21 protein-coding genes and 1 pseudogene are annotated in these 24077 nt (G+C 73.2%); 11 read left to right on the plus strand and 11 right to left on the minus strand.

Annotated features, from left to right (window positions below; translation table 11 throughout):
- Positions 1-222 precede the first annotated feature (222 nt).
- The 5 genes from GXW83_RS29430 to GXW83_RS29450 form a co-directional block, all read right to left on the minus strand.
- The gene (locus GXW83_RS29430; protein WP_182446077.1) at positions 223-1494 is read right to left on the minus strand and encodes an extracellular solute-binding protein; all 1272 of its coding nucleotides are present in this window, start codon (positions 1492-1494) and stop codon (positions 223-225) included.
- Positions 1495-1817: 323 nt separating this feature from the next.
- Positions 1818-3362: a glycoside hydrolase family 3 protein gene (locus GXW83_RS29435; RefSeq protein ID WP_182447635.1), complete on the minus strand. Its 1545-nt coding sequence runs from the start codon at positions 3360-3362 to the stop codon at positions 1818-1820.
- Positions 3363-3372: 10 nt separating this feature from the next.
- Positions 3373-4203, minus strand: coding sequence for a carbohydrate ABC transporter permease (locus tag GXW83_RS29440; protein ID WP_182446078.1), 831 nt, complete (start codon positions 4201-4203; stop codon positions 3373-3375).
- Complete coding sequence (locus GXW83_RS29445; protein ID WP_225447317.1) at positions 4200-5240, minus strand: carbohydrate ABC transporter permease; 1041 nt, start codon at positions 5238-5240, stop codon at positions 4200-4202. Before GXW83_RS29445 ends, GXW83_RS29440 begins: the two co-directional genes overlap by 4 nt.
- 96 nt (positions 5241-5336) lie before the next feature.
- On the minus strand, positions 5337-6623 hold the full coding sequence (locus tag GXW83_RS29450; protein ID WP_182446079.1) for an extracellular solute-binding protein: 1287 nt from the start codon (positions 6621-6623) through the stop codon (positions 5337-5339).
- 501 nt (positions 6624-7124) lie between these two features.
- Between GXW83_RS29450 and GXW83_RS29455 the strand changes: the two genes are divergently transcribed.
- Complete coding sequence (locus tag GXW83_RS29455) at positions 7125-7886, plus strand: GntR family transcriptional regulator (protein ID WP_182446080.1); 762 nt, start codon at positions 7125-7127, stop codon at positions 7884-7886.
- 299 nt (positions 7887-8185) lie between these two features.
- Complete coding sequence (locus GXW83_RS29460) at positions 8186-8947, plus strand: histidine phosphatase family protein (RefSeq protein ID WP_225447318.1); 762 nt, start codon at positions 8186-8188, stop codon at positions 8945-8947.
- A gap of 70 nt (positions 8948-9017) precedes the next feature.
- Here the strand turns inward: GXW83_RS29460 and GXW83_RS29465 are convergent, their stop codons facing one another.
- Positions 9018-9845, minus strand: a complete 828-nt coding sequence (locus GXW83_RS29465; protein ID WP_182446081.1) for a PH domain-containing protein — start codon at positions 9843-9845, stop codon at positions 9018-9020.
- A gap of 182 nt (positions 9846-10027) precedes the next feature.
- On the opposite strand from GXW83_RS29465, the gene deoC reads away from it, so the two are divergent.
- From deoC to GXW83_RS29480, 3 genes are all read left to right on the plus strand, one after another.
- Positions 10028-11044 carry a deoxyribose-phosphate aldolase gene (gene deoC, locus GXW83_RS29470; RefSeq protein WP_182447638.1) on the plus strand — a complete coding sequence of 339 codons (1017 nt, stop codon included), beginning with the start codon at positions 10028-10030 and terminating at the stop codon, positions 11042-11044.
- Positions 11045-11185: 141 nt separating this feature from the next.
- A complete protein-coding gene (locus GXW83_RS29475; RefSeq protein WP_182447639.1) occupies positions 11186-12625 on the plus strand; it encodes an aldehyde dehydrogenase family protein in 1440 nt (479 codons plus the stop codon).
- Complete coding sequence (locus GXW83_RS29480) at positions 12618-13523, plus strand: aldehyde dehydrogenase family protein (protein ID WP_182446082.1); 906 nt, start codon at positions 12618-12620, stop codon at positions 13521-13523. The genes GXW83_RS29475 and GXW83_RS29480 overlap by 8 nt, the downstream gene beginning before the upstream one ends.
- 445 nt (positions 13524-13968) lie before the next feature.
- Here GXW83_RS29480 and GXW83_RS29485 read toward each other — a convergent pair.
- Positions 13969-14484 (minus strand): annotated as a pseudogene (locus GXW83_RS29485) (SigE family RNA polymerase sigma factor); the annotation flags it as partial.
- Between the two features lie 522 nt (positions 14485-15006).
- Here GXW83_RS29485 and GXW83_RS29490 point away from each other — a divergent pair.
- The 5 genes from GXW83_RS29490 to GXW83_RS29510 all read left to right on the plus strand — a co-directional run bounded on the left by GXW83_RS29490 (position 15007) and on the right by GXW83_RS29510 (position 19030).
- Positions 15007-15684 (plus strand): response regulator transcription factor, encoded by a 678-nt coding sequence (locus GXW83_RS29490; protein WP_182446083.1) that lies wholly within the window; start codon positions 15007-15009, stop codon positions 15682-15684.
- 43 nt (positions 15685-15727) lie between these two features.
- Complete coding sequence (locus GXW83_RS29495) at positions 15728-17368, plus strand: HAMP domain-containing sensor histidine kinase (protein ID WP_225447319.1); 1641 nt, start codon at positions 15728-15730, stop codon at positions 17366-17368.
- On the plus strand, positions 17365-17805 hold the full coding sequence (locus GXW83_RS29500; RefSeq protein WP_182446084.1) for a hypothetical protein: 441 nt from the start codon (positions 17365-17367) through the stop codon (positions 17803-17805). Before GXW83_RS29495 ends, GXW83_RS29500 begins: the two co-directional genes overlap by 4 nt.
- 95 nt (positions 17806-17900) lie before the next feature.
- Positions 17901-18515, plus strand: a complete 615-nt coding sequence (locus GXW83_RS29505; protein WP_225447320.1) for a VanZ family protein — start codon at positions 17901-17903, stop codon at positions 18513-18515.
- Between the two features lie 320 nt (positions 18516-18835).
- On the plus strand, positions 18836-19030 hold the full coding sequence (locus GXW83_RS29510) for a PspC domain-containing protein (RefSeq protein ID WP_182446085.1): 195 nt from the start codon (positions 18836-18838) through the stop codon (positions 19028-19030).
- Positions 19031-19125: 95 nt separating this feature from the next.
- Here the strand turns inward: GXW83_RS29510 and GXW83_RS29515 are convergent, their stop codons facing one another.
- Together GXW83_RS29515 and GXW83_RS29520 are read right to left on the minus strand one after the other, a co-directional pair.
- Positions 19126-19557, minus strand: a complete 432-nt coding sequence (locus tag GXW83_RS29515; RefSeq protein ID WP_182446086.1) for a hypothetical protein — start codon at positions 19555-19557, stop codon at positions 19126-19128.
- A gap of 174 nt (positions 19558-19731) precedes the next feature.
- The gene (locus tag GXW83_RS29520; protein WP_225447321.1) at positions 19732-20676 is read right to left on the minus strand and encodes a LysR family transcriptional regulator; all 945 of its coding nucleotides are present in this window, start codon (positions 20674-20676) and stop codon (positions 19732-19734) included.
- Positions 20677-20786: 110 nt separating this feature from the next.
- On the opposite strand from GXW83_RS29520, the gene GXW83_RS29525 reads away from it, so the two are divergent.
- On the plus strand, positions 20787-22163 hold the full coding sequence (locus tag GXW83_RS29525; RefSeq protein WP_182446088.1) for an MFS transporter: 1377 nt from the start codon (positions 20787-20789) through the stop codon (positions 22161-22163).
- A 12-nt stretch (positions 22164-22175) separates the two neighbouring features.
- On the opposite strand, the gene GXW83_RS29530 is transcribed toward GXW83_RS29525, so the two are convergent.
- Both GXW83_RS29530 and GXW83_RS29535 read right to left on the minus strand, forming a co-directional pair.
- A complete protein-coding gene (locus GXW83_RS29530) occupies positions 22176-23456 on the minus strand; it encodes a thymidine phosphorylase (RefSeq protein ID WP_182446089.1) in 1281 nt (426 codons plus the stop codon).
- A 92-nt stretch (positions 23457-23548) separates the two neighbouring features.
- Entirely contained in the window at positions 23549-23935 is a 387-nt protein-coding gene (locus GXW83_RS29535) for a cytidine deaminase (protein ID WP_182447642.1), read from the minus strand.
- Positions 23936-24077: the final 142 nt, after the last annotated feature.

Below are 24077 nucleotides of genomic sequence, written 5' to 3' on the forward strand. Positions count from 1 at the left end.
CGCCCCTGAGGGTCCGCACACCCTCTGCGCAGCGGACGCGGCCCCCGGCTGTGCCTCGGGCCGCGGTGCCGGACAGGTTGAGGGTCCTGTCCCGGCGCCACGGCCCTTGCGCTTTCGAGGTGCGGCCTCCTCGCCTCCCCGCGAGAGGCGACCGGGCCCCGCCGCTCTGCCCGCGCGGCGGGGCCCGGTGCCGTCCTCGGCCGGACGCGCCCCGGCCCCGGGTCAGCCGCCGCCGAGCCGCGCGGTGATCTCCGCGTCCGCCTTGTCGGCCGCCTGCGCCTGGTTCTCACCCTCCAGCACCGGGGTGAGGAAGTCGGTGGTGATCGGGTTGGTCCCGGCCTCGACATCGCCCCAGTCGGGGACGAGCGGGGTGTAGCCGGCGTAGGGCGCAGCCAGGCTCTCCGCCTCGCCGTAGGCGTTGCCCCGCAGCGCCGGGTACAGGCCGGCCTTGTTCGGCAGGAAGCCCGACGCCTTGGCGAAGGCCGACTCGTTGGCGGCGTCCAGGGCGATCCGCACGAAGCCCAGGGCCAGCGTCCGGTCGGTGGTGTTCTGGGCCACGGCCAGGTTGGAGCCGCCGAGGAAGGTCTTGGCCGGGACGCCCTTGTCAGGCCCGGGGATCGGGAACCAGCCGATGTCGTCGGCCATGCCCGGACTGGCCTGCAGCACCGTGCCGGCCTCGTAGCCCAGGGCGATCATCGAGGCGACGTGCCCCTTGGCGAACTCGTCGGCCTGGACCGGGTGCGCCTCGTCGTTGTCCTTGGGCGCCTTGCCGAACGCCTGGAGCAGCCGGAACAGCGTGGCCGCGTTGAGCCCGGCCGGGGAGTCCAGGTTGCCCACCCACCGGTTGCCCCTGCGGGCGATGATGCCGGCCCCGGCCTGCTGCAGGAAGCCGTCGAAGGCGTACCAGTCCTGGCCGGGCAGCCAGAGCGCCGAGCTGACGCCGGGGGTGTCCTGCAGCACCCGCAGATCGCTGATCCACTGCGCCTGGGTGGACGGCGGGCTGAGCCTGGCCTTGGCCCAGAGCGCCTTGTTGTACATCACCACCCGCAGCCCGGCGAACCAGGGCGCGGCGTACTGCACGCCGCCGACCAGGGTCGAGGCGTTCATGGCGGAGGACCAGTCGGCGCCGCCGAGCTGCTTGCGGTACGGGCCGAGGTTCAGCAGCCCGCCGATGGAGGCGTAGTAGGAGGTCTGGGTGTTGCCGATGTCCACCACGTCCGGCGGGGTCAGCGCGGAGAGCGCCTCGGACAGCCGCTCCTGGATGCCGGACCAGGACTGCTGGACGACGTTCAGCCGGGCCCCCGGGTAGGCGGCCTCGAACTGCGCCGTCACGGCCGCCTGCCAGGAGGCGGGGGCGTCCCCCTGCATCAGCCACACGGTCAGGGTCTGCCCGGCGTAGCCGTGGGCCGCGCCGCCGCCCGAGCCGGACCCGCAGGCGGTCACGGCCGCCAGCGTGGCGGCCGTGCCGAGAGCGACCAGAAGCCGACGATTCATGCCATCCTCCGCTTGAACGCAGGGGGCGCCCCGCCCGCCGCCCGGGCGGCCGCTGCCGGATGCCGGGCCCTCGAGGACGCTCCCCCCGGGGCGTGCCGATCCGAATGCAGGAAGCTTGGACTAGACCATTTGGGGCGTCAATAACCCGGTGTGACGCATGGGTCAACCGTTACCGGACCGACGCCGGGCGTAGGCCGGACCTTGGGATTCCGCCCGCCGTACGGCCGCCATCCGCCCCAACTCCCGCTGCCACAAAGGGCGTTCCCCGCCCCGGCTGCAGTGGCCGGAACGGGGGAACGCCCCTCAGTAGATCCGATGGCGCGTCAGAAGCGGTTCCCCGGAAGGCCGGTGAGCACCTCGACCGCGGCCAGCCCGCAGACCCGGGCGGCGCCGTGGGTGGCGATGTGCAGCGCGCCGATCGGCTCCGCCTGCGGCACCCCCATCTCCACCACGGCCGCATCCGGGCGCAGTTGCAGCAGCCCGCGCAGGGCGGCGTCCATCCACGCGTGCCGGTGCGCGTCGCGCACGACCACCACCACCCGGCGCCCGGCGGCGTCCTGCCGGATCTGCTCCAGCAGCCCCGGCAGCAGCTCGGGCGCGGCCTCGCGGGGCCCGGCGCTGCGGGTCCTGGTGCCGGGCAGCCGGGTCGCCAGCATCCCGGCGACACCCCAGGGGGTCTCCTGGCCGACCGCGATGTTGGCGACCGGGCTGAGCGACAGCACATAGGGCCGGTCGGTGATCGGCTCGAAGACCGCCCCGGACGGGAGGGTGACGCGCAGCGCCCGGCGGGCGGCGCGCAGCCCGATGGACAGGTCCGGCGCGATCCGGCCCCCGGTGCGGGCCCGGGCGGCGGTCCACGCGCCCAGCCTGCGGACCCGCCCGGCGGCCTCGGCCAGCCGCTGCTCCGGCAGTTCGCCCGAGCGGACGGCCGCCACCAGGGCGTCCCGCAGCTGGAGCACCGTCTCCTCGTCGCTGAGCCCGCCGCCGACGCAGATCGCGTCCACCCCGGCGGCGACCGCGAGCACGGTGCCGCGCGCGGTGCCGTAGGTGTGGGCGATCGCGCCCATCTCGATGCCGTCGGTGACGATCAGGCCGTCGTAGCCGAGGCCGCCCTCGGCGGCCGGGCGCCGCAACAGGTCCAGGATCGGCCGGCTGAGCGTGGCCGGGCGGGAGCCGTCCAGGGCCGGGACCATGATGTGCGCGGTCATCACGGCCTTGGCCCCGGCCGCGATGGCGGCCTTGAACGGCACCAGGTCGCGCGAGCGCAGCAGGTCCACGTCGATGTCGACCACCGGCAGGCCGAGGTGCGAGTCGACGGCGGTGTCGCCGTGCCCGGGGAAGTGCTTGGCGCAGGCGGCCACGCCGACCGACTGGAGCCCCTCCACCCAGGCGGCGGTGTGCCGGGCGCACAGGTCCGGGTCGGCCCCGAAGGAGCGCACCCCGATCACCGGGTTGCCCGGGTTGGAGTTGACGTCGGCCGAGGGCGCCCAGTTGTAGTTGACGCCGCACTCGGCGAGCGCGCGGCCCAGCTCGCGGGCGACGTCCCGGGTCAGCCCGGGGTCGTCGATGGCGCCCAGGGCGAGGTTGCCCGGCCAGGAGGAGCCGTTGCCGGACTCCAGCCGGGTGACGTCGCCGCCCTCCTCGTCGACGGCCACCAGGATCTCGGGGTTCTCCGCGCGCAGCTCCGCGGTCAGCGCGGCCAGTTGCTGCTGGTCGGTGACGTTGCGGGAGAACAGGGCCACCGAGCCGAGCCCCGCGGCCACGTGGTGGCGGAGCCAGTCCGGCGGGGTGGTGCCCACGAAGCCGGGCTGCAGCACCGCCAGCGCGTCGCGGTGCAGCGTGTCCGAGGTCCTCGCGGTCCTTTCGATGATGCTCACGTCAGCCCTTCACCGCGCCGGCCGTGAGGCCGCCGACCGCCCGGCGCTGCATGATGATGAACAGCACCAGCACCGGCACCGCGAACAGCGTCGCGGCGGCCATGGTGGCGCCCCAGTCGTCGCCGAACTGGGTCTGGAACGAGGTGATCCACAGCGCCAGGGTGTAGTGCGGGGAGTCCGTCTCCAGCACCAGCACCAGCGGGAACTCGCCCCAGGCGGTGATGAAGCCGAACAGCGAGGTGGCCATCAGCCCGGGGGCCAGCAGCGGGAAGATGATCCGCCAGAACGCCTGGACCCGGTTGCAGCCGTCGATCAGCGCCGACTCCTCCAGCTCCTTGGGGATGGCCCCGACGAAGTTGCGCAGCGTCCAGACGGTGAACGGCAGGATCATCACCATGTAGAACAGCATCAGCGGGAGGATCTGGTCCAGCATGTTGTTGTTGCGGACGATCATGTAGACCGAGATCTGCAGCACTGCCCAGGGCGCCATCTGCGCGACCATGACCACCAGGATGAACGCCTTGCGCCCGCGGAACCGCATCCGGGCGATGGCCACCGAGGCCATCAGCGCGATCACCAGCGAGATCAGCACCGCGCCGAGGGTGGCGGTGAGGCTGTTGACCCAGAAGTTGCTGAAGTCGTTGACCTTGGTGACGGTCCTGAAGTGCGCGAAGGTCAGGTCGGTCGGGAAGAACACCGGGGTCTTGCTGAACAAATCCTTGGCCGGGGTGAAGGCCGTGACGATCATCCAGTAGACCGGGAAGATGAACACGACCGCCAGGACCAGGGCGATGGTGTTGAAGGTGATCCGGGTTGCGAGCGAGCGCCTCACAGCTCGTCCTCCTGCTTCAGGATGATGCGGAAGTAGAACGACATCATCAGGCAGAGCATGACGATGGTGACCACCGCGACGGCGGAGCCCATGCCGTACGCCTGCTGCCCCACGCCCACCTCGTAGGCGTAGACCGGCAGGGTCACGGTCTTGCCGACCGGGTTGCCGCCGGTGATCTCCAGCACCTGGGTGAGCGCGCCGAAGACCCAGATGATCTCCAGGAAGACGGTGCCGTAGAAGAACGGCTTCAGCATCGGGAAGATCACCGAGCGGAAGATCCGCAGCGGTCCCGCGCCGTCCAGCCGGGCGGCCTCGTACAGCTCGTTGGAGATGGTGGTCAGGCCCGCGTAGACGTTGAAGGCGACGAAGGGTATCGACTGCCAGACGATGCACAGGACGACCACGGAGAAGGCCGAGTACTCGTTGGACATCCAGTCGAAGTGCGCCATGCTCTTCCAGCCCAGCTGGGCGAGGGTCCAGTCGACCACGCCGGTCTGCTGGTCGAAGAGCCACTGGAAGACGGTGGTCGCGGCGAGCACCGGCACGGCCCAGGCGAAGACCAGCGCGATCGACAGCACGAAGCGGATCTTGGTGCCGAGCCGGTTCAGCAGCAGCCCGATCAGCGTGCCGCCGACCATGATCAGCACCACGTTGACGGCGGTGAACACCACCGTGCGCTCGAAGACCTGCCAGAAGGTCGAGCTGGAGAGGATCGACTGGTAGTTGTCGAAGCCGGTCCAGCGGGTCACGTGCCCGATCAGCTCGAAGGCGTTGAGGCGCTGGAAGGAGATGAGGATCTCGTCGATGGACGGCCAGACCAGCAGCACCAGCATGGCCACCAGGGCCGGCAGCAGCAGCAGGTAGGGCGTGACGGCCGAGTTGGTACTGCCGTTCGAGCGACGCTTCGGTCTGCTGCCTGCCGTCTTCGCGGCCTTTCCTGCCCCCACCACCGTGTCACCGGACGTCCCGGGCGCGGCGACGGCCGTGCCGCCGTCGTCCCGGAGCCCGGTCTGCGCTCCCTTGGATGGCATCGCCATGCCTCTCACTTCTGTCAGGCCCTGTGCGGATCAGCGGGCGGCGCCGCCCGCCCCGGCAGTCTCTCCCCGGGGCGGGCGGCACACAGGCGGTTGCTACTACTGCTGCTGGTTCAGACGGGTGGCGATCTGGGCGTCGGCAGCGGCAGCGGAGGACGCCGGGCTCTTGCCCTCCAGCACGGGGGTCAGGAAGAGCGTGGTGATCGGGTTGGGCGCGTTCTCCACGTTGGCCCAGGTCGGGACGAGCGGGGTGTAGCCGGCCTCGGGCGCGGCCTGCTCGTACGCCTCGGCGTAGGCGTTGCCGGCCAGCGCGGAGTAGTCGGCGGAGGTGTTGGGGAGGAAGCCGGAGTCCTTGGCGAACATGGACTCGTTCTTCTGGTCCAGGGCGATCTTGAGGAAGCTCTGGGCCAGCGTGGCGTTCTGGCTCTTGGCGGAGATGGCAAGGTTGGAGCCGCCGAGGAAGGTCTTGCCGGGGGTGCCGGCGGTGTCGCTGGGGATCGGGAACCAGCCGATCTCGTTGGCCAGCGAGGGGGCGGCGGCGGCGATGGTGGCCTGCTCGTAGCCCATGGCGATCATGGTCGCCACGTTGCCCTTCTCGAAGAAGCTGTCCTGGTTGGTCTCGGTCTGGTCCTTGGGGGCCGTGCCGTACGCCTGCAGCGTCTTGAACTGCTGGGCCGCGGCCAGCGCCGCCGGGGAGCTGAGCGTGCCGGTCCAGGTGCCGCCGGACTGGGTGGCGATGTTGGCGCCCGCCTGCTGCAGCAGACCGTCGAAGAAGTACCAGTACTGCCCGGGCAGGTACAGCGCGGACTGGACGCCCGAGGTGGTCTTCAGCTTGTTCAGGTCGGAGATGTACTCGGCCATGGTGGTGGGGGTCGAGGTCAGACCGGCCGCAGCCCACAGCTTCTTGTTGTACATGACCGCACGGCCGCCGGCGTACCACGGCGCGGCGTACTGCTTGCCGTTGTAGACGGCCGAGCCGTTCATCGAGGCGGTCCAGCCGTCGCCGCCCAGCGCGGACTTGAGGGCGGTGATGTCCATCAGGCCGCCGGCCGCCGCGTAGTAGGGGGTCTGCGTGTTGCCGATGTCGATGACGTCCGGCGGGTTGTTCTGCGAGAGGGCCGCGGTGACCTTCTGCACGATGTTGGTCCACTGCTGGATCTGGATGTTCAGCTTCACGCCCGGGTTGGCGGCCTTGAAGTCCGCCGTGACGCTGCTGACCCAGCCGGCCGGGTTGTCGCCGGTCATCAGCCAGACCGTGAGGGTCTTGCCGCTGGCAGAGGTGGAGCTGCTGCCACTGGTGGCGGTGCTCTTGGACGAGCTGCTACACGCGGCGACACTGAACAGCAGCGCGGCGGTGCCGATTGCTGCGATGAGACGACGGTTCACGCCATCCTCCTGGGATGCCCGGATCCCCCCATGCAATCCGGTGAGCGGCCCCCGCGATGAGCAGGTTGAGGGTGCCGCGACCCGGGGATGAGTCAGGGAGCGTTTTGGTTGATGTGGTGTAGACCAGTGCCTGGAGCTTGGCCTAGACCAATGCGAGTGTCAACGGGTTGCAGATGAATGGGAAGCAGCTGTTATCAAGCCGACACCCGGCAAGCGTCAACGTGTGATCCGGTGGTACACCCTCTGACCTGGACCGGTCGAGGGCTCCGAAAATGGGGGCTTGCCAAGACGCCCTGTCAACCCCTAGACCATGGGATGCGCTTGGCCTGGACCAATCAAAGGATTCGTCCACACCGGGGCTGCCGTTTTCGTTCGTTCCGCCGACGGCAGGGGCCCTGACAGCACCGGCGCACGCATGCTTCACAGAGGAAGACATGCCACCATGTGCCGCAGGACGACGGTGCAGCGGCGCCGACCACGGGACAGGAAGCAGGAGCGGCAATGACGACCGAAGGGGGCCCCGGCGTGGAGCCGTCCATGGAGGGCGCGATCAGCGCGCGCGTCCCCAAGTACTACCGGCTCAAGAAACACCTGCTGCAGATCACGCAGACCCAGGCGCCAGGAACCCCGGTACCGCCCGAGCGGACCCTGGCCCTGGAGTTCGAGACCTCGCGGACGACGGTACGGCAGGCGCTTCAGGAGCTGGTGGTCGAAGGCCGGTTGGAGCGCATCCAGGGCAAGGGCACCTTCGTGGCCAAGCCCAAGGTGTCGCAGGCGCTCCAGCTCACCTCGTACACCGAGGACATGCGCGCCCAGGGGCTGGAGCCCGCCTCCCGGCTGCTGGAGGTCGGCTACGTCACCGCCGACGAGCGGCTGGCCGGGCTGCTGGACATCCGCCCGGGCGGACGGGTGCTCCGGGTGGAGCGACTGCGGCTGGCCAACGGCGACCCGATGGCCATCGAGGCGGCGCACCTCTCCGCCAAGCGCTTCCCCGCGCTGCGGCGGAACCTGGTGAAGTACAACTCGCTGTACTCCGCGCTGAGCGAGGTGTACGGGGTGCACGTCGCCGAGGCCGAGGAGACCATCGAGACCTCGCTGGCCACCCCGGCCGAGGCCGGGCAGCTGGGCACCGACGTCGGCCTGCCGATGCTGCTGCTCTCCCGGCACTCCTTCGACGACGCGGGCGAGCCGGTGGAGTGGGTGCGCTCGGTCTACCGCGGCGACCGGTACAAGTTCACCGCCCGGCTGCAGCGCCCCAGCTGACCAGCGCCCCCGGCCCGACGGCCCGGCCCGGCGGACCCCGCCGCCGGGCCGTCGCCGTCCCCCGGCCGCGACACGCCCGGGGCCGGAACGACGGCCCGCGCCGCTGCAGGCTGCGGCCGCGGCGGGGCCGCACCCGGGCCGACCGGCGTCCGGGGACTCGCGCACGCCCCTGCGGTCACTCCCTTCACCACCCAACGCGCCACCTTTGCGCCCCCGCTCGGACCTCCGGCTCCCGCACACTGGGACGGCGGCCCGCGCGCACCCGCTCCGGGCCGACCGAGCCCACAGGGGGGCCTCCCGTGGAACTGACCAACCACCGCAGCACCCAGAGCAGTGCGCAGGGCGGCCACGCCACCCGCGCGGCGACGCTCCCGCTCTCGCTCACCGTCGTCCGGCACGGCCAGTCCACCGCGAACGCCGCCTTCGAGGCCGCCGAGGCGGTCGGGGCGCTGGACGTCGGCATCGGCTGCCGCGACGCCGACCTGCGGCTGACCGCGCTCGGCCGCAGCCAGGCCGAGGCGCTGGGCCGGTGGATCGCCTCCCGCGGCGGCGGCCCGGTGCCGCAGAGCCTGTGGGTGTCCCCTTACCTACGCGCCCAGGAGACCGCCGAGGCGGTGCTCGCCGCCTTCGATGACGCCGGGCTGCCGCTGCCCGACGTCCGCACCGACGAGCGGCTGCGCGACCGCGAACTCGGCGTCCTGGAGATGCTGACCTCGGCCGCGATCGAACTGCACCACCCCGGCGAGGCCGCCCGCCGCCGCCTGCTCGGCGAGCTGCGCTGGCGTCCGCCCGGCGGCGAGTCCTGCGCGGACGTGGCCCTGCGGCTGCGCAGCCTGCTGCGCGACCTCTACGAGGAGGAGCCCGACCGGCGGGTACTGCTGGTGGCGCACGATGCGGTGGTGCTCATGCTGCGGCACATCATCGACGGCCTGGACGAGGCCGAGCTGATCGAGGTGGCCGGAACCGGCGCGGTCGGCAACACCTCGGTCACCCGCTGGTCCCGCAGCGGGGAGGGGCGGCTGCAGCTGGACTGCTACGCCACCACCCCGCACCTGGAGTGACCCCGGCCCGGACGGGCTGAGCCCCGGCCCGGACGTCCGGTCCGGACGCCCGACCCGCCCCGGCGTCGCGTCAGCCGGCGAGCAGCGTGACCAGGGCGATGCCGCCGACCACGGCCGGGGCGATGATCCACCAGGTCCAGCGCACCTGGGCGGCGCCGTTCGTCGGCTCCCCGGCCAGCTCGCGGATCTCGTTCAGCTGGTCCACCACGCCGTCGGCCCAGGCGCGGGTCGGGTCGGCGGTGGGGCCGCCGCTCAGGCCGCGCGAGCGCAGGCCGGGGCCGCCCACCGGGTGGTCCTGGCCGCCGCCGAAGCGCCCGCGCCGGGAGGACGTCTGCGGCGTGCTGTCGCCGAGCTGCCTCATCGCCCGGCGGTTGCCACGCTTGCGCTGCCGCAGCGAGACCGGGATCGCCCACACCTGGTACTTGCGGCCGCCGGTGCGCAGCTCCACCGAGAGCGCCGACTGCAGCGACTCCACATCGGTCCAGGCCACGGTGATGGTCCGCAGCGGGTTGCGCACCACCAGCCGGTCGGCGTTGGCGCGCACGCACGGCCAGATGGTGTAGGCGCCGATCAGCGGCACCAGGAAGAGGATGGCCGCCACGCCCTCCAGCGGCGCGCGGTGGCGGCCGTCGACGATGGCGTCGATGGCCAGCCACAACACCAGCACGATGATCAGACCACCGGCGAGGACGCTCGGCGTCGAGCGGAAGACCAGGTCCCCGTAGGCCGGGGCGCTGCTCCCGGCGCCCGTCCCGCTGCCGGAGGCGGGGGACGCGGCCGGGGCGGCCTTGCGCGGGGCGGCCTCGGCGGCGGACGGCTCCGCAGGGGTCTCCTGGGCGGGGGTCTGCTCGCCGGACGGCTCCTGGCCAGGCCGGTTCTGCTGCTGGGCGTCGCTCATGGTTCCCGATTCTGCACCAACCGACCCCGATGCTCGCTCCCGGCCAGGTTTCGGTATGGCATCGACCGCCACATAAAGGGACGTACCACCCACCGCCGTGGGCCCGGACGCCGGGGCGGTAAATTCAGACCGCCAGGGCGGAGACGAAATGCTACGCGTGTAGATATGCTCAGCTGGTGAGCATGCCCCTCTCTCCCCCAGCCGCGCCGCCACCGGCGCCCCCCGCCGCCGGCACCGCCGACGGCGGCCCCGCCCGCCTGGCCGGGGTCACCGCTTCGGACGCCGCCCTGCGGCGCTTCCTGCACGGGCTCCCCGGCGTCGACGCCGTCGGCCTGCAGGCCCGCGCCGCCGCGCTCGGCACCCGGTCGATCAAGACCACTGCCAAGGCGTACGCCATCGACCTCGCCATCTCCATGATCGACCTGACCACGCTGGAGGGTGCGGACACCCCCGGCAAGGTGCGGTCGCTCTGCGCCAAGGCCCTGCGTCCCGATCCGAGCGACCCCACCGCCCCCAGCGCCGCCGCCGTCTGCGTCTACCCCGACATGGCGGGCATCGCCCGCGCGGCGGTGGCCGGCAGCGGCGTCCAGGTCGCCGCCGTCGCCACCGCCTTCCCGTCCGGCCGCGCCGGGCTGCCGGTGAAGCTCGCCGACACCGCCGAGGCGGTCGCCGCGGGCGCGGACGAGATCGACATGGTGATCGACCGGGGGGCCTTCCTCTCCGGCCGCTACCTGGAGGTCTTCGAGATGATCCAGGCAGTCAAGGCCGCCTGCGTCCGCCCGGACGGCAGCGCCGCGCACCTCAAGGTGATCTTCGAGACCGGCGAGCTGCAGACGTACGACAACGTCCGCCGCGCCTCCTGGCTGGCCATGGCCGCCGGCGCCGACTTCATCAAGACCTCCACCGGCAAGGTCGCCGTCAACGCCACCCTGCCGGTGACGCTGGTGCTGATGGAGGCGGTCCGCGACTTCCGCGCGGCGACCGGCGTCCAGATCGGCGTGAAGCCCGCCGGCGGCATCCGCACCAGCAAGGACGCCCTGAAGTACCTGGTCGCGGTGAACGAGACGCTCGGCGACGACTGGCTCTCCCCCGACTGGTTCCGGTTCGGCGCCTCCAGCCTGCTGAACGACCTGCTGATGCAGCGCCAGAAGCTGACCACCGGCCGGTACTCCGGCCCCGACTACGTGACGGTGGACTGAGCCGTGGCACATTCCAGCACGACCCCCGCGAAGGCCAGGAAGAAGACGGCCGCGGCCCCGGCCGCCCCCGCCGCCGAAGCAGCCGCCCCCGCCGAAGCGACCCCGGCCGCCGCCCCCGCCGCCGCGCCGACCAGCCGCAAGCTGTTCGAGTACGCCCCCGCCCCCGAGTCCCGCTCGGCGGCGGGCGAGATCGCCTCGGCGTACGGCCACTTCATCGGCGGCGAGTTCATCGAGAGCACCGGCCGCGAGTCGCTCACCACCCTCGACCCCTCCACCGGGCTGCCGCTGGCCGAGTTCGCCCAGGGCACCGCCAAGGACGTCGACCGCGCGGTCAAGGCCGCCCGCGACGCCTTCCCCGGCTGGTCCGCCCTGCCCGGGGCCGAGCGCGGCAAGTACCTCTTCCGGATCGCCCGGATCATCCAGGAGCGCAGCCGCGAGCTGGCCGTGCTGGAGTCGATCGACAACGGCAAGCCGATCCGCGAGACCCGTGACGTCGACCTGCCGCTGGTCGCCGCGCACTTCTTCTACTACGCCGGCTGGGCCGACAAGCTGGAGTACGCCGGCCTCGGTTCCGGCGGCGGCGTGCCGCGCCCGCTCGGGGTGGCCGCGCAGGTCATCCCGTGGAACTTCCCGCTGCTGATGCTGGCCTGGAAGGTCGCCCCGGCGCTGGCCACCGGCAACACCGTGGTGCTCAAGCCCGCCGAGACCACCCCGCTGACCGCCCTGCGCTTCGCGGAGATCTGCCGCCAGGCGGGCCTGCCGCGCGGCGTGGTCAACATCGTCACCGGCGACGGCCGCACCGGCGCGGCGCTGACCGGCCACCCGGGTGTGGACAAGGTGGCCTTCACCGGCTCCACCGAGGTCGGCCGCTCCATCGCCCGCACCCTGGCCGGCAGCCGCACCCGGCTGTCGCTGGAGCTGGGCGGCAAGGCCGCCAACATCGTCTTCGACGACGCGGCGATCGACCAGGCGGTCGAGGGCATCGTCGACGGCATCTTCTTCAACCAGGGCCAGGTCTGCTGCGCGGGCTCGCGGCTGCTGGTCCAGGAGTCGGTGCACGACGAGGTCATGGCCTCGCTCAAGCGCCGGATGGAGACGCTGCGGGTGGGCGATCCGCTGGACAAGAACACCGACGTCGGCGCGATCAACTCGGCCGCGCAGCTGGCCCGGATCACCGAGCTGGCCGAGGCCGGCGAGGCCGAGGGCGCCGAGCGCTGGTCCCCCGCCTGCGAGCTGCCGTCCTCCGGCTACTGGTTCGCGCCGACGGTGTTCACCGGCGTCAGCGCCACCCACCGGATCGCCCGGGAGGAGATCTTCGGCCCGGTGCTGTCGGTGCTGACCTTCCGCACCCCGGAGGAGGCCGTCGCCAAGGCCAACAACACCCCGTACGGGCTGTCGGCGGGCGTCTGGACCGAGAAGGGCTCGCGCATCCTGTGGATGGCGTCCCGGCTGCGGGCCGGCGTCGTCTGGTCCAACACCTTCAACAAGTTCGACCCGACCTCGCCCTTCGGCGGCTACAAGGAGTCGGGCTACGGCCGCGAGGGCGGCCGCCACGGCCTGGAGGCGTACCTCGATGTCTGAACCCCTGCTCCGCCTCCCCGTCTTCAAGACCTACAAGCTGTTCGTCGGCGGGGCCTTCCCCCGCTCCGAGAGCGGACTGGTGTACGAGGTGACCGACCACAGGACCGGCGACTGGATCGCCAACGCGCCGAAGGGCACCCGCAAGGACACCCGTGACGCCGTCGCCGCCGCCCGCCGCGCCGCCGCCGGCTGGGCCGGGGCCACCGCCTACAACCGGGGCCAGATCCTCTACCGCGCCGCCGAGATGCTCCAGGGCCGCCGGGCGCAGTTCGCCGACGAGGTGGCCGCCGCCGAGGGCGTCGGCGCCAAGAAGGCCGCCGCGCTGGTGGACGCCGCCGTCGACCGCTGGGTCTGGTACGCGGGCTGGACCGACAAGGTCGCCCAGATCGCAGGCTCGGCCAACCCGGTGGCCGGCCCCTACTTCAACCTGTCCACGCCCGAGCCCACCGGCGTGGTCGGGGTGCTGGCGCCGCACTCCGGCACCGGCTTCTCGCTGCTCGGGCTGGTGTCCGTGCTGGCCCCGGTGATCGCCACCGGCAACACCGCGGTGGTCGCCCTGGCGCCCGGCGCGCCGCTGCCCGGGCTGTCCCTGGGCGAGGTGCTGGCCACCTCCGACCTGCCCGGCGGCGTGGTCAACCTGATCTCCGGCGAGACCGAGTCGATCGCCCCGACGCTGGCCTCGCACAGCGATGTGAACGCGCTGGACCTGTCCGGGGCAAATCCGTCCGAAGGCCCCGGCTCGGCGCGGGCGCTGGAGACGCTCGCAGCGGATACCCTTAAACGAGTACGGCGTCCAGCCCCCGGCCCCGACGGCGAGGACTGGACCGCCGCTCCGGGCACCGACCGCCTGCTGGCCTTCCTGGAGACCAAGACGGTCTGGCACCCGATGGGAATCTGAGGCCCCCGCGGCCCCGGAGACCCCCGCGAGCCGGGCGGCCCTCACCCACCCCCCCTGGGTCCGGTCGCCCGTTGAGAACGGGCACGCGCTCCTCCCCCCGAGTGCGTGTCCGTTCGCGCGCCCCACGACACACCGGCGCCACCACGCACCGGCACCGCCACGCACCGGCACCAGGACGCACCGGCCCGGCGACACATCGGCCCCGGCGCACTGCCCCCGGCGTACGGAAACAGGACGGGTGCGGCTCCCTCCCCCGAGGTGCCGCACCCGTCCTGTCGTTGCCGCCGCCGGTCGGCGGTCCCCCCGGACCGTCCCCCGGACCGGCAGCGGCTCCCCCTGCTCCCCCGTCCCCCGGAACTCCCCGGGCCTGCGACCCCGTGATCCCCCCGGACCACGCGGACCCCGCGGTGGTGCTCCTCCGGCGACGTGCGCCGACCGCCCCCGTTCAGGCGACCAGCTCGCCGAAAGCCATACCCAGGTCGCCGTCGGCCGACGCCAGGGTCTCGTCCTCGCGCAGCCGGCGCAGGGCGCGCCAGATGCTGCTCTTGACCGTCCCGACGCTGATGTTCAGCACATCCGCGATCTCCGGGTCGGTGCGTCCCTCGTAGTAGCGCAGCACCAGCATGGTGCGCTGGTTCTCCGGCAGCTTGGCCAGCGCCTGCCACAGGACGGCGCGCAGCTCGGTGCCGCCCATGGCGTCGGTGTCGCCGACCGTCTCCGGCATCTCCTCGGTCGGGTATTCGTTGACCTTGCGGCGGCGCCACGCGGAGATGTGCAGGTTGGTCATGGTGCGGCGCATGTAGCCGCCGACCGCGGCCTTGTCGGTGATCCGGTCCCACGCCCGGTAGGTGCTGAAGAGTGCGCTCTGCAGCAGGTCCTCGGCGGCGTAGCGGTCACCGGTGAGGTGATACGCGGTGGCGTACAGGGCGGCGCGGCGCTCCCGGACGTACGCCGAGAACTCCTCGTCGTTGCTGGTGCCGCTGCGGGCACCGGCGGCGGCCGGGGTCTCCCCCTGCGCGCCGCCCTGTACGGCACTGCTCCCCCTGCCGCCGTGCCCGCGAACCCCTTGGGCGTCCCCTTGCCCGTCGGGAGCTCGCGGACCGTGGTTCCGAGAACCACACCCCGCAGCGACAGCGTCATGGTGTTCATGGAGGTGGTGCTGTGCGCGCCGTGCGCTCCGTGGCGGTGCTGCGGCGGGCGTCCAGGTCGCGCGGTTCGAAGTGCCGTGACGCTCCGGCCCTCGGTGACTGCGTTCATGATGCGCTCCCTGGTGGTTTTGGTGCTGGTGTTGCCGGGGTCCCCCGACTCCGACAACCAGAAGCCTGCCTGGCTCGCGTCATGGCGGTGTCCGCCGACTGTCACAGCACTGTCACAGAGCTCCGGTCGGCAGTGACCTCCGCGCCGTGCCCCCACCGGGCGAACACGGATGCGAAGAATCGGACAGGGTCGATCACCGGCAGCCCGATGGTCCAGAATGGCGGGCGTGTCACATCTGCTGCTCATCGAGGACGACGACGCCATCCGGACCGGTCTTGAACTGGCCCTCACCAGGCAGGGCCACCAGGTATCGGCCGCCGCCTCGGGCGAGGACGGCCTGAAACTGTTCAAGGAGAAGCGCCCCGACCTGATCGTCCTGGACGTCATGCTGCCCGGCATCGACGGCTTCGAGGTCTGCCGCCGCATCCGCCGCACCGACCAGCTGCCGATCATCCTGCTGACCGCCCGCAGCGACGACATCGACGTGGTCGTCGGCCTGGAGTCGGGCGCGGACGACTACGTCGTCAAGCCCGTGCAGCCGCGGGTGCTGGACGCCCGGATCCGGGCGGTGCTGCGGCGCGGCGAGCGCGAGAGCACCGACTCGCTCACCTACGGCGACGTGGTGATCGACCGCAGCGCCATGACCGTCACCAAGGCCGGACAGGACCTCCAGCTGACCCCCACCGAGCTGCGGCTGCTGCTGGAGCTCAGCAACCGCCCCGGCCAGGCCCTCTCCCGGCAGCAGCTGCTGCGGCTGGTCTGGGAGCACGACTACCTGGGCGACTCCCGGCTGGTGGACGCCTGCGTCCAGCGGCTGCGGGCCAAGGTCGAGGACGTCCCCTCCGCGCCCACGCTGATCCGCACCGTCCGCGGCGTGGGCTACCGGCTGGACCCGCCCCAGTAGGCTCTGCGGCGACCGCGACCACTCCCCACCCTGCGAAGGCGACGTGACAGACCGTTCGAAGGCCACCCGGCCCAGGCCCGGGCTGGGGCTGCTGCGCCGCCTGCAGACCACCTCGCTGCGGATACGGCTCATCGTCGTCTTCGCGCTGGTGGCGCTGGCCGCCGCGGTGTCGGTGTCCGGCATCTCGTACTGGCTCAACCGCGACGCCGTGCTCAAGCGCACCCAGGACGCCGCGCTCAGCGACTTCCGCAGCGCCCTGGACCGGACCGTCACCGCCCTGCCGCTCCAGCCCAGCTGCGACGAGCTGCACCAGGCCGCGACACTGATGGCCGACACCGGCCTGCAGTACGACGTGGTGCTGGTGCAGAGCGGCTGCGTGGCGACCTCGGCCCGGGGCATCACCATGTCCATGGTGCCCGCGACGCTGGTCACCTCGGTCGGGCAGCCCTGCGCGCACTGCGCCACCGGGCCCGGCCAGTACCACCTGTTCTGGCAGCGGACCACGCTGGACGGCACGCCCTACCTGATCGGCGGGGTGCAGGTGCAGCCGGTCGGCCCCACGGCGTACATGTTCAAGTCCCTGGACGACGAGCGCAGCGACCTGGACTCGCTGGCCTGGTCGCTCAGCATCGCCACCCTGCTCGCCCTGGTCGGCTCGGCGCTGCTGGCCCAGCTGGCCGCGTCCACGGTGCTGCGCCCGGTGGCCCGGCTGGGCGAGGCCGCCCGGCAGCTGGGCGCCGGACGCCTGGACACCCGGCTGGAGATCAGCGGCGCGGCCGAGCTGGCCGACCTGTCGCAGACCTTCAACCAGACCGCGGAGTCGCTCCAGGCCCAGGTCGAGGAGCTCAGCGCGCGCGAGCACGCCAGCCGCCGGTTCGTCGCCGACATGTCGCACGAGCTGCGCACCCCGCTGACCGCCATGACCGCCGTCACCGACATCCTGGAGGACGAGGCGGACACCCTCGACCCGATGATCGCCCCGGCGGTGCGGCTGGTCGTCAACGAGACCCGCAGGCTCACCGACCTGGTCGAGAACCTGATGGAGGTCACCCGCTTCGACGCCGGCACGGCCAAGGTCGTCCTCGACGACGTCGACGTCTCCGACCTGATCACCTCCTGCATCGACACCCGCGCCTGGCTGGACGCGGTCGAGCTGGACGCGCCGCGCGGCATCGTCGCCCGGGTGGACCCGCGCCGGGTGGACGTGGTGCTGGCCAACCTCATCGGCAACGCGCTCAAGCACGGCGGCTCGCCGGTCCGGGTCCGGGTCCGGGTCGAGCGGGACGAGCTGGTGGTGACCGTCACCGACAGCGGCCCGGGCATCCCCGAGGACGTCCTGCCGCACGTCTTCGACCGCTTCTTCAAGGCGGACGCCGCCCGCCGCCGCTCCGAGGGCAGCGGCCTGGGCCTGTCCATCGCCTCGGAGAACGCCCGCATCCACGGCGGCACCATCACCGCCGCCAACTCCGCCGAGGGCGGGGCCTGCTTCACCCTGCGGCTGCCGATGACCTCGGCCGTCGAGCCCGGCCACCCGCTGGCGGCGGACGGCGGACCCCGGCGCACCGGCCCCGCGCCCGCGCCGGGCGCGGCACCGGGCACGGACAGCGGCAGCACGGGCAGCGGCGGCGGCACGGGCGGCGGCGCGCCGGGCACCGACAGCAGTTCGAAGGGCACCACAGCGTGAAGCACAGCAGCACCACCTTCCCCGCGCGGATCGCCGCCGCGGTCCTGGCCGTGGCCCTCGCCGCGCTGGTCAGCGGCTGCGGCATCCGCGACACCACCCTGCCGGTGGACGCGGGCGAGGGCGCCTCCCGCACCGCCTGCCCGCCGTCGCCCGGGGCGAGCCTGTCGAATCTGGGACGCGAGGGGTACCCTTCCCCTGCCGCAGACTGGGGGCTGCCGGTCGCGTCCGGAGGCGGCCGGGCGGGATCGGCCGTCCCGCCGTCGCTCCCCGGCTCCGCGCCGACCCCCAGCCCCAGCCCGACCCCGACCGCGACGCCGACCGCGACGCCCGACGACGGAGGCACCCTGTCCTGTCTCCAGCCGACGGCGACGGCCACCGCCACGGACACCGCCACCACCGGCGCGACGCCCGCCGCCGCGCCGACCGCCACCCGCTGACACGCGTGAACCAGAGTTCAGCCCCCGGCCCAGGCGGGGGAACCGCAATGACGACGTTGCGCGTCCTTCTCGGCGTGCATCGAGGAGGCACCGTCGTGGGTACGGGAATCGGCCACAGGTCAGTCAGACCGGGCCATGTCGACGACCACCCGACCGGCCCGGACCGGACCGACACCGCCACAGCCACAGCCGCAGTCCCGGACGATCCGGCCGACGTGAACCCGGGCAGCCGCCGACTGGGCCTGCTGCTGATCGCCGTCCACCTGGGCCTGGTGCTCTGGCTGGCGTTCCGGCCGATCTCGGCCGCGTGGATGGCCGACACCAACCTCACCCCGTTCGCCACCGTCCGCTCCGAACTGACCGTCGGCACCGCCCACGCCTACCTGGAACTGCTCCGGGGCCTGCTGCAGCTGGCCCCGCTCGGGGTACTGCTGCCGCTGGCCGGCGGACGCCGGGATGCGGCCCTGCTGCCGTCCTTCCTGCGCACCGTCTTCGCGGGCCTGCTCGTCGCCACCGGCGTGGAACTGCTGCAGTCCACCCTGAGCAGCCACCTGCTGGACGTGGACGACGTGCTCCTGGCGGGCATCGGCATCGGCCTGGTGCACCTGCTCGTCGTCCCGGCGGCCCGAGCCACCCTGCGCCGCCGCGACCGCCTACGCGCAACCCCGCCCCTCCGCCCCACCTTCGAAATCGCCCCCTCCCCCCACTGACCCCCGAGCAGCCCGCAGAAGCGCCCCGCGCGCTGACTGCCCCACGCACAGACACCCCCCGCACGGGCGGCCCGCGTGCCGACGGCCCCGGCACCCACACCCGGGCTCGCGCAGTAGCGCCCCGCGCGGCCGACCCCCAACCCCGCCCCCGAGGCGATCCCTGAGCTGACCCCCGAGCCGTCCCCCACGCCGGGTCATCCCCGAGGCGGTGCGGCTGGGGGCGGTGGATCGTCGTCCGGGCTGACGCCCGGGGCCGGGCCGGGCGGGAGGCTTGAGGCAGCACGAAGGACCGCCTTCGGACGACCAACGGGAGACCTGCCATGACCGCCACCGCCGCCACCCTGCGCCGCCCCCGCCACAACCGCGTCATCGGCGGCGTCTGCGCCGGGATAGCCGCCCGCTTCGGCCTGGCCCCGCTCACCGTCCGGCTGCTGTTCCTGGCCTCCTGCCTGCTGCCCGGCCCGCAGTTCCTGGTCTACCTGGCGCTGTGGGTGCTGCTGCCGCAGGAATCGTGAGGCCGCGGCGCGCACAGCGGGTCGGACCCGCCTCCGGGGGGAGGCGGGTCCGACCGCGTTCCAGCTCCGACCGCGTTCCGCTCCGGCCGTGCCGGTCAGCCGAGGGGCGAGTGCACCGGCAGGCCGCCGAGCGCGCCCAGCGCCCCCGCCGCGGGCAGGGCCGGCAGGCTCGCCGCGCCGGGCAGGCTGCCCAGGCTCGGGGCGCCGCCGAGGCCGCGGGTGGTGGGGGCCTTGGCGCGCAGCCCGGGGAGGTTCTGCGAGGCCTGCTGCACCGAGGGGGCGGCGGTGTCGACCAGGTCCTGCGCCGTCCCGGTCACCTCGTGGACGCTGCCGCTCCTGGACGTGAGCGCCTGCGCGCCGTCGGCCAGCGGGGCCTTGGCCAGGCCCTGGAGCGGGACGCCGCTGGTGGGCAGGCCGGTCAGCGGGGTGCCGGTCTGCTCGGCGGCGACGGCGGGAGTGATCGCGGCTGCGGCGATCGCCACGCCGAGCACGGCGGTACCGGCGGCCTTGAGCGTTGCCTTGTTCATGGCGGATTCCTCGCGTCGGGATTCGAGTGGGGACAGCGTTCGGTCCACGGATGGCTACTCCGCGTGTCCGACGTGCCGCACAACGTATCCACGTGGTGCCGACTCACCCAAATCGGTGTCCCCTGATCGGATGAGCGGCGCCCGCCGCCCGGAGCGCCGCCACAGCGGCAATGCTCAACTGTGCAAGGGAAGTTGGTCCCGCACCGAGAGCACGTAGGAGCGGAATGCCTGGACCGGCGGGGTGAGCGGACGGCCCGTCACCCACACCAGCGACAGCTCCCGGCGCGCGCCCGGCGAGGTCAGCTGCAGCTCGGCCACCTCCGGCCGGGGCGCGGTCGCCGGGGGCAGCACCGCGACGCCCAGCCCCGCCGCGACCATCCCGCGCAGCGTCTCGGCCTCCTCGCCCTCGAAGGAGACCCGCGGCGTGAACCCGGCCTCGGTGCACAGGGTGTCGGTGATCCGGCGCAGCCCGTACCCGGGCTCCAGCATCACGAAGGCGTCCCCGGCGACCTCCGCCAGCCGTACCCGCTGCCGCCCGGCCAGCCGGTGCTCGGCCGGGACGACCAGCCGCAGCCGCTGCTCGCCGAGCCGCCGCGCGGTCAGCTCCGGGCCCTCCGGGCGCGGCGACACCAGGCACAGGTCCAGCTCGCCGCCGCGCAGCCGCTGCAGCATGGAGTCGGTGTAGTCCTGCACCAGCTGGAACCGCACCCGGGGGTTCTCCACCCGGAACCCCCGCAGCAGCATCGGCACCGCCTCCGAGCCCATGGTGTGCAGGAAGCCGAAGGCCACCCGCCCGGCGACCGGATCGGCCTCGGCCCGGGCCGCCTCGGCGCCGCGCTCGACCTCGCCCAGGGCGCGTTCCACGGCCGTCCGGAAGACCTCACCGGCCCGGGTCAGCCGTACCGTACGCCCCTCCCGGGCCAGCAGCGCGACCCCCAGCTCGGCTTCGAGCCTGGCCACGGCCCGGCTCAGGGTCGGCTGCGGCATGCCCAACTCGGCTGCGGCGCGCGTCACATGCTCCAGCCGGGCGACAGCGGCGAACTGCGCCAGCAGCGGTGCCAGCAGCACCGCCGGGGCCTGCGGCGACAGCTCCGCAGTCGACGATGCTGTGACGTCCATGTCTCGGTGCTGTTGCAGCTCCCGCGCTGACCTGTGTTCATTCCTCACAGCATCAATCATCGCCGTTCCATGCATTGGACGCATCAAAGCGGCGGATCTACGTTCGGTGCATGCCCTCTGCGACCAGGGGGGCATCCGACGAGCAGCAGCCGGGTGCCCCCGTCTCCCCTGCCGACGCGGCCCAGGCCGCTCCCCCGACCTCCCTTCCCCACACCGCGCCGAAGCCGACCCCCGCGCCCGCGCCCGCATCGGCATCCGCGCCCGACGCGGACCTGCGCCACCTGCCCGGCAGCCGCGGCCTGCGCCGCACCCAGCTGGCGCTGTTCGGCGCGGGCCTGGCGACCTTCCTGCTGCTGTACTCCACCCAGGCGCTGCTGCCGGCGCTCTCGGCCTCGATGCGGCTGACCCCGGCGCAGGCCAGCCTCACCGTCTCGGCCGCCGCGATCGGCCTGGCCCTGGCGGTGATCCCGGCCAGCGCGCTGTCCGAGAAGTACGGCCGGACCGCGGTGATGACCTGCTCGGTGTTCACCGCCGTCGCCCTGGCCGCGGTCATCCCCTTCTCCCCGGATCTGGCGGTACTCACCACGCTCCGGGCGGTGCAGGGCGTGGCCCTGGCCGGGCTGCCCGCGACCGCCATGGCCTACCTGGCGGAGGAGGTCCACCCCTCGGCGCTGGCCTCGGCCATGGGGCTGTACGTCGCCGGGAACAGCATCGGCGGCATGAGCGGGCGACTGGTCTCCGGCATCGTCGCCGGCTCCTTCGGCTGGCGCTGGGGGCTGGCCTCGGTCGCGGTGCTGGCGCTGCTGTGCGCGGTCGCGTTCCGGGTGCTCATCCCCCGGGCCCGGCACTTCCGCCCGGGCCCGATCAATCCGGCGGCGCTGCTGCGGACGGTCGGCTCGCACCTGCGCAATCCGCTGCTGGGGCGGCTGTTCGTGCTCGGCATGCTGTTCATGACGGTCTTCGGCGCGGTCTACACGGTCATGGGCTACCGGCTGGTCGCCGCGCCCTTCGACCTGCCGCAGGGCCTGGCCAGCTCGATCTTCGCGGTCTACCTGGTGGGGACGTTCGCGTCCGCCCTCTCGGCCCGGATCACCGGCCGCTTCGGCCGCCGCGGCACGCTCTACCTGGCCGTCGGGACGACCTCGGCCGGGCTGCTGCTGACCCTGCCGGACTCACTGCCCACCGCCCTGCTCGGGCTGGTGCTGATCACCGCGGGCTTCTTCACCGGCCACTGCGTGGCCTCCGCCTCGGTCGGCCGGGCGGTCACCCGCGGCCGGGCCCAGGCGTCCGCGCTGTACCTGGCCGCCTACTACCTCGGCAACAGCCTGGGCGGGACGCTGGGCGCGGGCGCCTACCACGCGGGCGGCTGGACCGACACCGTCTACGTCGGCCTGGCAGCCATGGCCCTCGCCGCAGCCGTCACCCTCTACGCCACCGCCCGCGCCCACGCGGTGACCCGAACCAGAGTCCTGGCCACCGCGCGCTGACGGGGGTGCCGGTCAGACTGCGATGCGGTCCAGGATGAGGGGTTCGGGGGTGTAGGGGGTGCCCGGGGCGTCGACGGTGATGCCGCCCTCCAGGGCCTCCAGGGCGTAGGCGAAGCGCTCCGGGGTGTCCGTGTGCAGGGTCAGCAGCCGCTGGCCGGCGGTCACCTCGGCGCCGGGCTTGGCGTGGATCTCCACGCCGGCGCCGGCCTGCACCGGGTCCTCCTTGCGGGCCCGGCCGGCGCCCAGGCGCCAGGCGGCGACGCCGACGGCGTAGGCGTCCAGGCCGGTGAGCACCCCGGTGGCCGGGGCGGTGACGACGTGCTGCTCGCGGGCGACTGGCAGCGGGGCGTCCACGTCGCCGCCCTGGGCGGTGATCATGCGGCGCCAGTGGTCCATGGCCGAGCCGTCCTTGAGGGCGGTCTCCGGGTCCTTGCCGCTGACCCCGGCGGCGGCGAGCATCTCCCGGGCCAGGGCCACGGTCAGCTCCACCAGGTCGGCGGGGCCGCCTCCGGCCAGCACCTCGACCGACTCGCGGACCTCCAGGGCGTTGCCGGCGGTCAGGCCGAGCGGGACGGACATCCCGGTGAGCAGCGCGACGGTGTTGACTCCGGCGGCGGTGCCCAGGCCCACCATGGTCCGGGCCAGCTCCCGGGCCTGGTCGAGGGACTTCATGAAGGCCCCGGTGCCGACCTTGACGTCCAGCACCAGCGCGCCGGTGCCCTCCGCGATCTTCTTGGACATGATGGAGCTGGCGATCAGCGGGATGGACTCGACCGTCCCGGTGACGTCGCGCAGGGCGTAGAGCTTGCGGTCGGCGGGGGCCAGGCCGTCGCCGGCGGCGCAGATGACGGCCCCGGTGTCGCGCAGGACGGTCATCATCTCGTCGTTGCTGAGCGCGGCCCGCCAGCCGGGGATCGACTCCAGCTTGTCCAGGGTGCCGCCGGTGTGGCCGAGGCCGCGCCCGGAGAGCTGGGGCACGGCCGCGCCGCAGGCGGCGACCAGCGGGGCCAGCGGCAGCGTGGTCTTGTCGCCGACGCCGCCGGTGGAGTGCTTGTCGCTGGTGGGCAGCGGCAGCGAGGAGAAGTCCATCCGGACGCCGGTGCGGATCATCGCCTCGGTCCAGCGGCTGATCTCGCGCGGCACCATGCCGTTCAGCAGGATCGCCATGGCCAGCGCCGACATCTGCTCGTCCGCGACCTCGCCGCGGGTGTAGGCGTCGATGACCCAGTCGATCTGCTTGTCGGTCAGTTCGGCGCGGTCGCGCTTGGCGCGGATGACGGAGACGGCGTCCATGGAGGGCTCCTCGGCGGGTTCGGGCGGTGCGACCGGCGGTACAGCGACCGGCCGGGCAACTCTACGCGCGTCACGCGCGCCGATGGAAGGCGCTACAGCCGTTCCGGACCGAAGGCGTCCGGCAGCAGTTCCGACAGCGGCCTGATCCCGGAGACCGACTCCACCAGCAGGTCGGGGCCGCCGTGCTCCCACAGCAGCTGCCGGCAGCGGCCGCAGGGCATCAGCACCGCGCCGCTGCCGTCGCAGCAGGTGAAGGCGGTCAGCCGGCCGCCGCCGCTCGCGTGCAGGGCGGAGACCAGCCCGCACTCGGCGCACAGGGTCACCCCGTAGGAGGCGTTCTCGACGTTGCAGCCGCTGACCGTGCGGCCGTCGTCCACCAGCGCCGCCGCGCCCACCGGGTACTTGGAGTACGGCGCGTAGGCGCGCTCCATCGCGGCCTTGGCCGCGGCGCGCAGCGCCTCCCAGTCGACGGCGTCCACACTCAGCTGCTGACCGTCGCTCACGACGGGCCTCCTCACCTACGGGTCACCGTTGCCGGCGCTTCCGGCGCGCACCCGCGTGCGCGCCGCTGCCGAACAGTAACGCGCGTAGACCGTTCAGCCCAGCTCGACCGATCCCAGC

The organism is Streptacidiphilus sp. PB12-B1b (genome assembly GCF_014084125.1).
Taxonomy (GTDB): Bacteria; Actinomycetota; Actinomycetes; order Streptomycetales; family Streptomycetaceae; genus Streptacidiphilus.

Bases quoted from the DNA above. Each gene is read 5' to 3' on its own strand.
- GXW83_RS29465 (WP_182446081.1), bottom strand. From the start codon at position 9,845: ATGAGCGACGCCCAGCAGCAGAACCGGCCTGGCCAGGAGCCGTCCGGC.
- GXW83_RS29520 (WP_225447321.1), bottom strand. From the start codon at position 20,676: ATGGACGTCACAGCATCGTCGACTGCGGAGCTGTCGCCGCAGGCCCCG.
- GXW83_RS29430 (WP_182446077.1), bottom strand. From the start codon at position 1,494: ATGAATCGTCGGCTTCTGGTCGCTCTCGGCACGGCCGCCACGCTGGCG.
- GXW83_RS29510 (WP_182446085.1), top strand. From the start codon at position 18,836: ATGACCGCCACCGCCGCCACCCTGCGCCGCCCCCGCCACAACCGCGTC.
- GXW83_RS29530 (WP_182446089.1), bottom strand. From the start codon at position 23,456: ATGGACGCCGTCTCCGTCATCCGCGCCAAGCGCGACCGCGCCGAACTG.
- GXW83_RS29515 (WP_182446086.1), bottom strand. From the start codon at position 19,557: ATGAACAAGGCAACGCTCAAGGCCGCCGGTACCGCCGTGCTCGGCGTG.
- GXW83_RS29445 (WP_225447317.1), bottom strand. From the start codon at position 5,240: ATGGCGATGCCATCCAAGGGAGCGCAGACCGGGCTCCGGGACGACGGC.
- GXW83_RS29480 (WP_182446082.1), top strand. From the start codon at position 12,618: ATGTCTGAACCCCTGCTCCGCCTCCCCGTCTTCAAGACCTACAAGCTG.
- deoC (WP_182447638.1), top strand. From the start codon at position 10,028: ATGCCCCTCTCTCCCCCAGCCGCGCCGCCACCGGCGCCCCCCGCCGCC.
- GXW83_RS29455 (WP_182446080.1), top strand. From the start codon at position 7,125: ATGACGACCGAAGGGGGCCCCGGCGTGGAGCCGTCCATGGAGGGCGCG.
- GXW83_RS29525 (WP_182446088.1), top strand. From the start codon at position 20,787: ATGCCCTCTGCGACCAGGGGGGCATCCGACGAGCAGCAGCCGGGTGCC.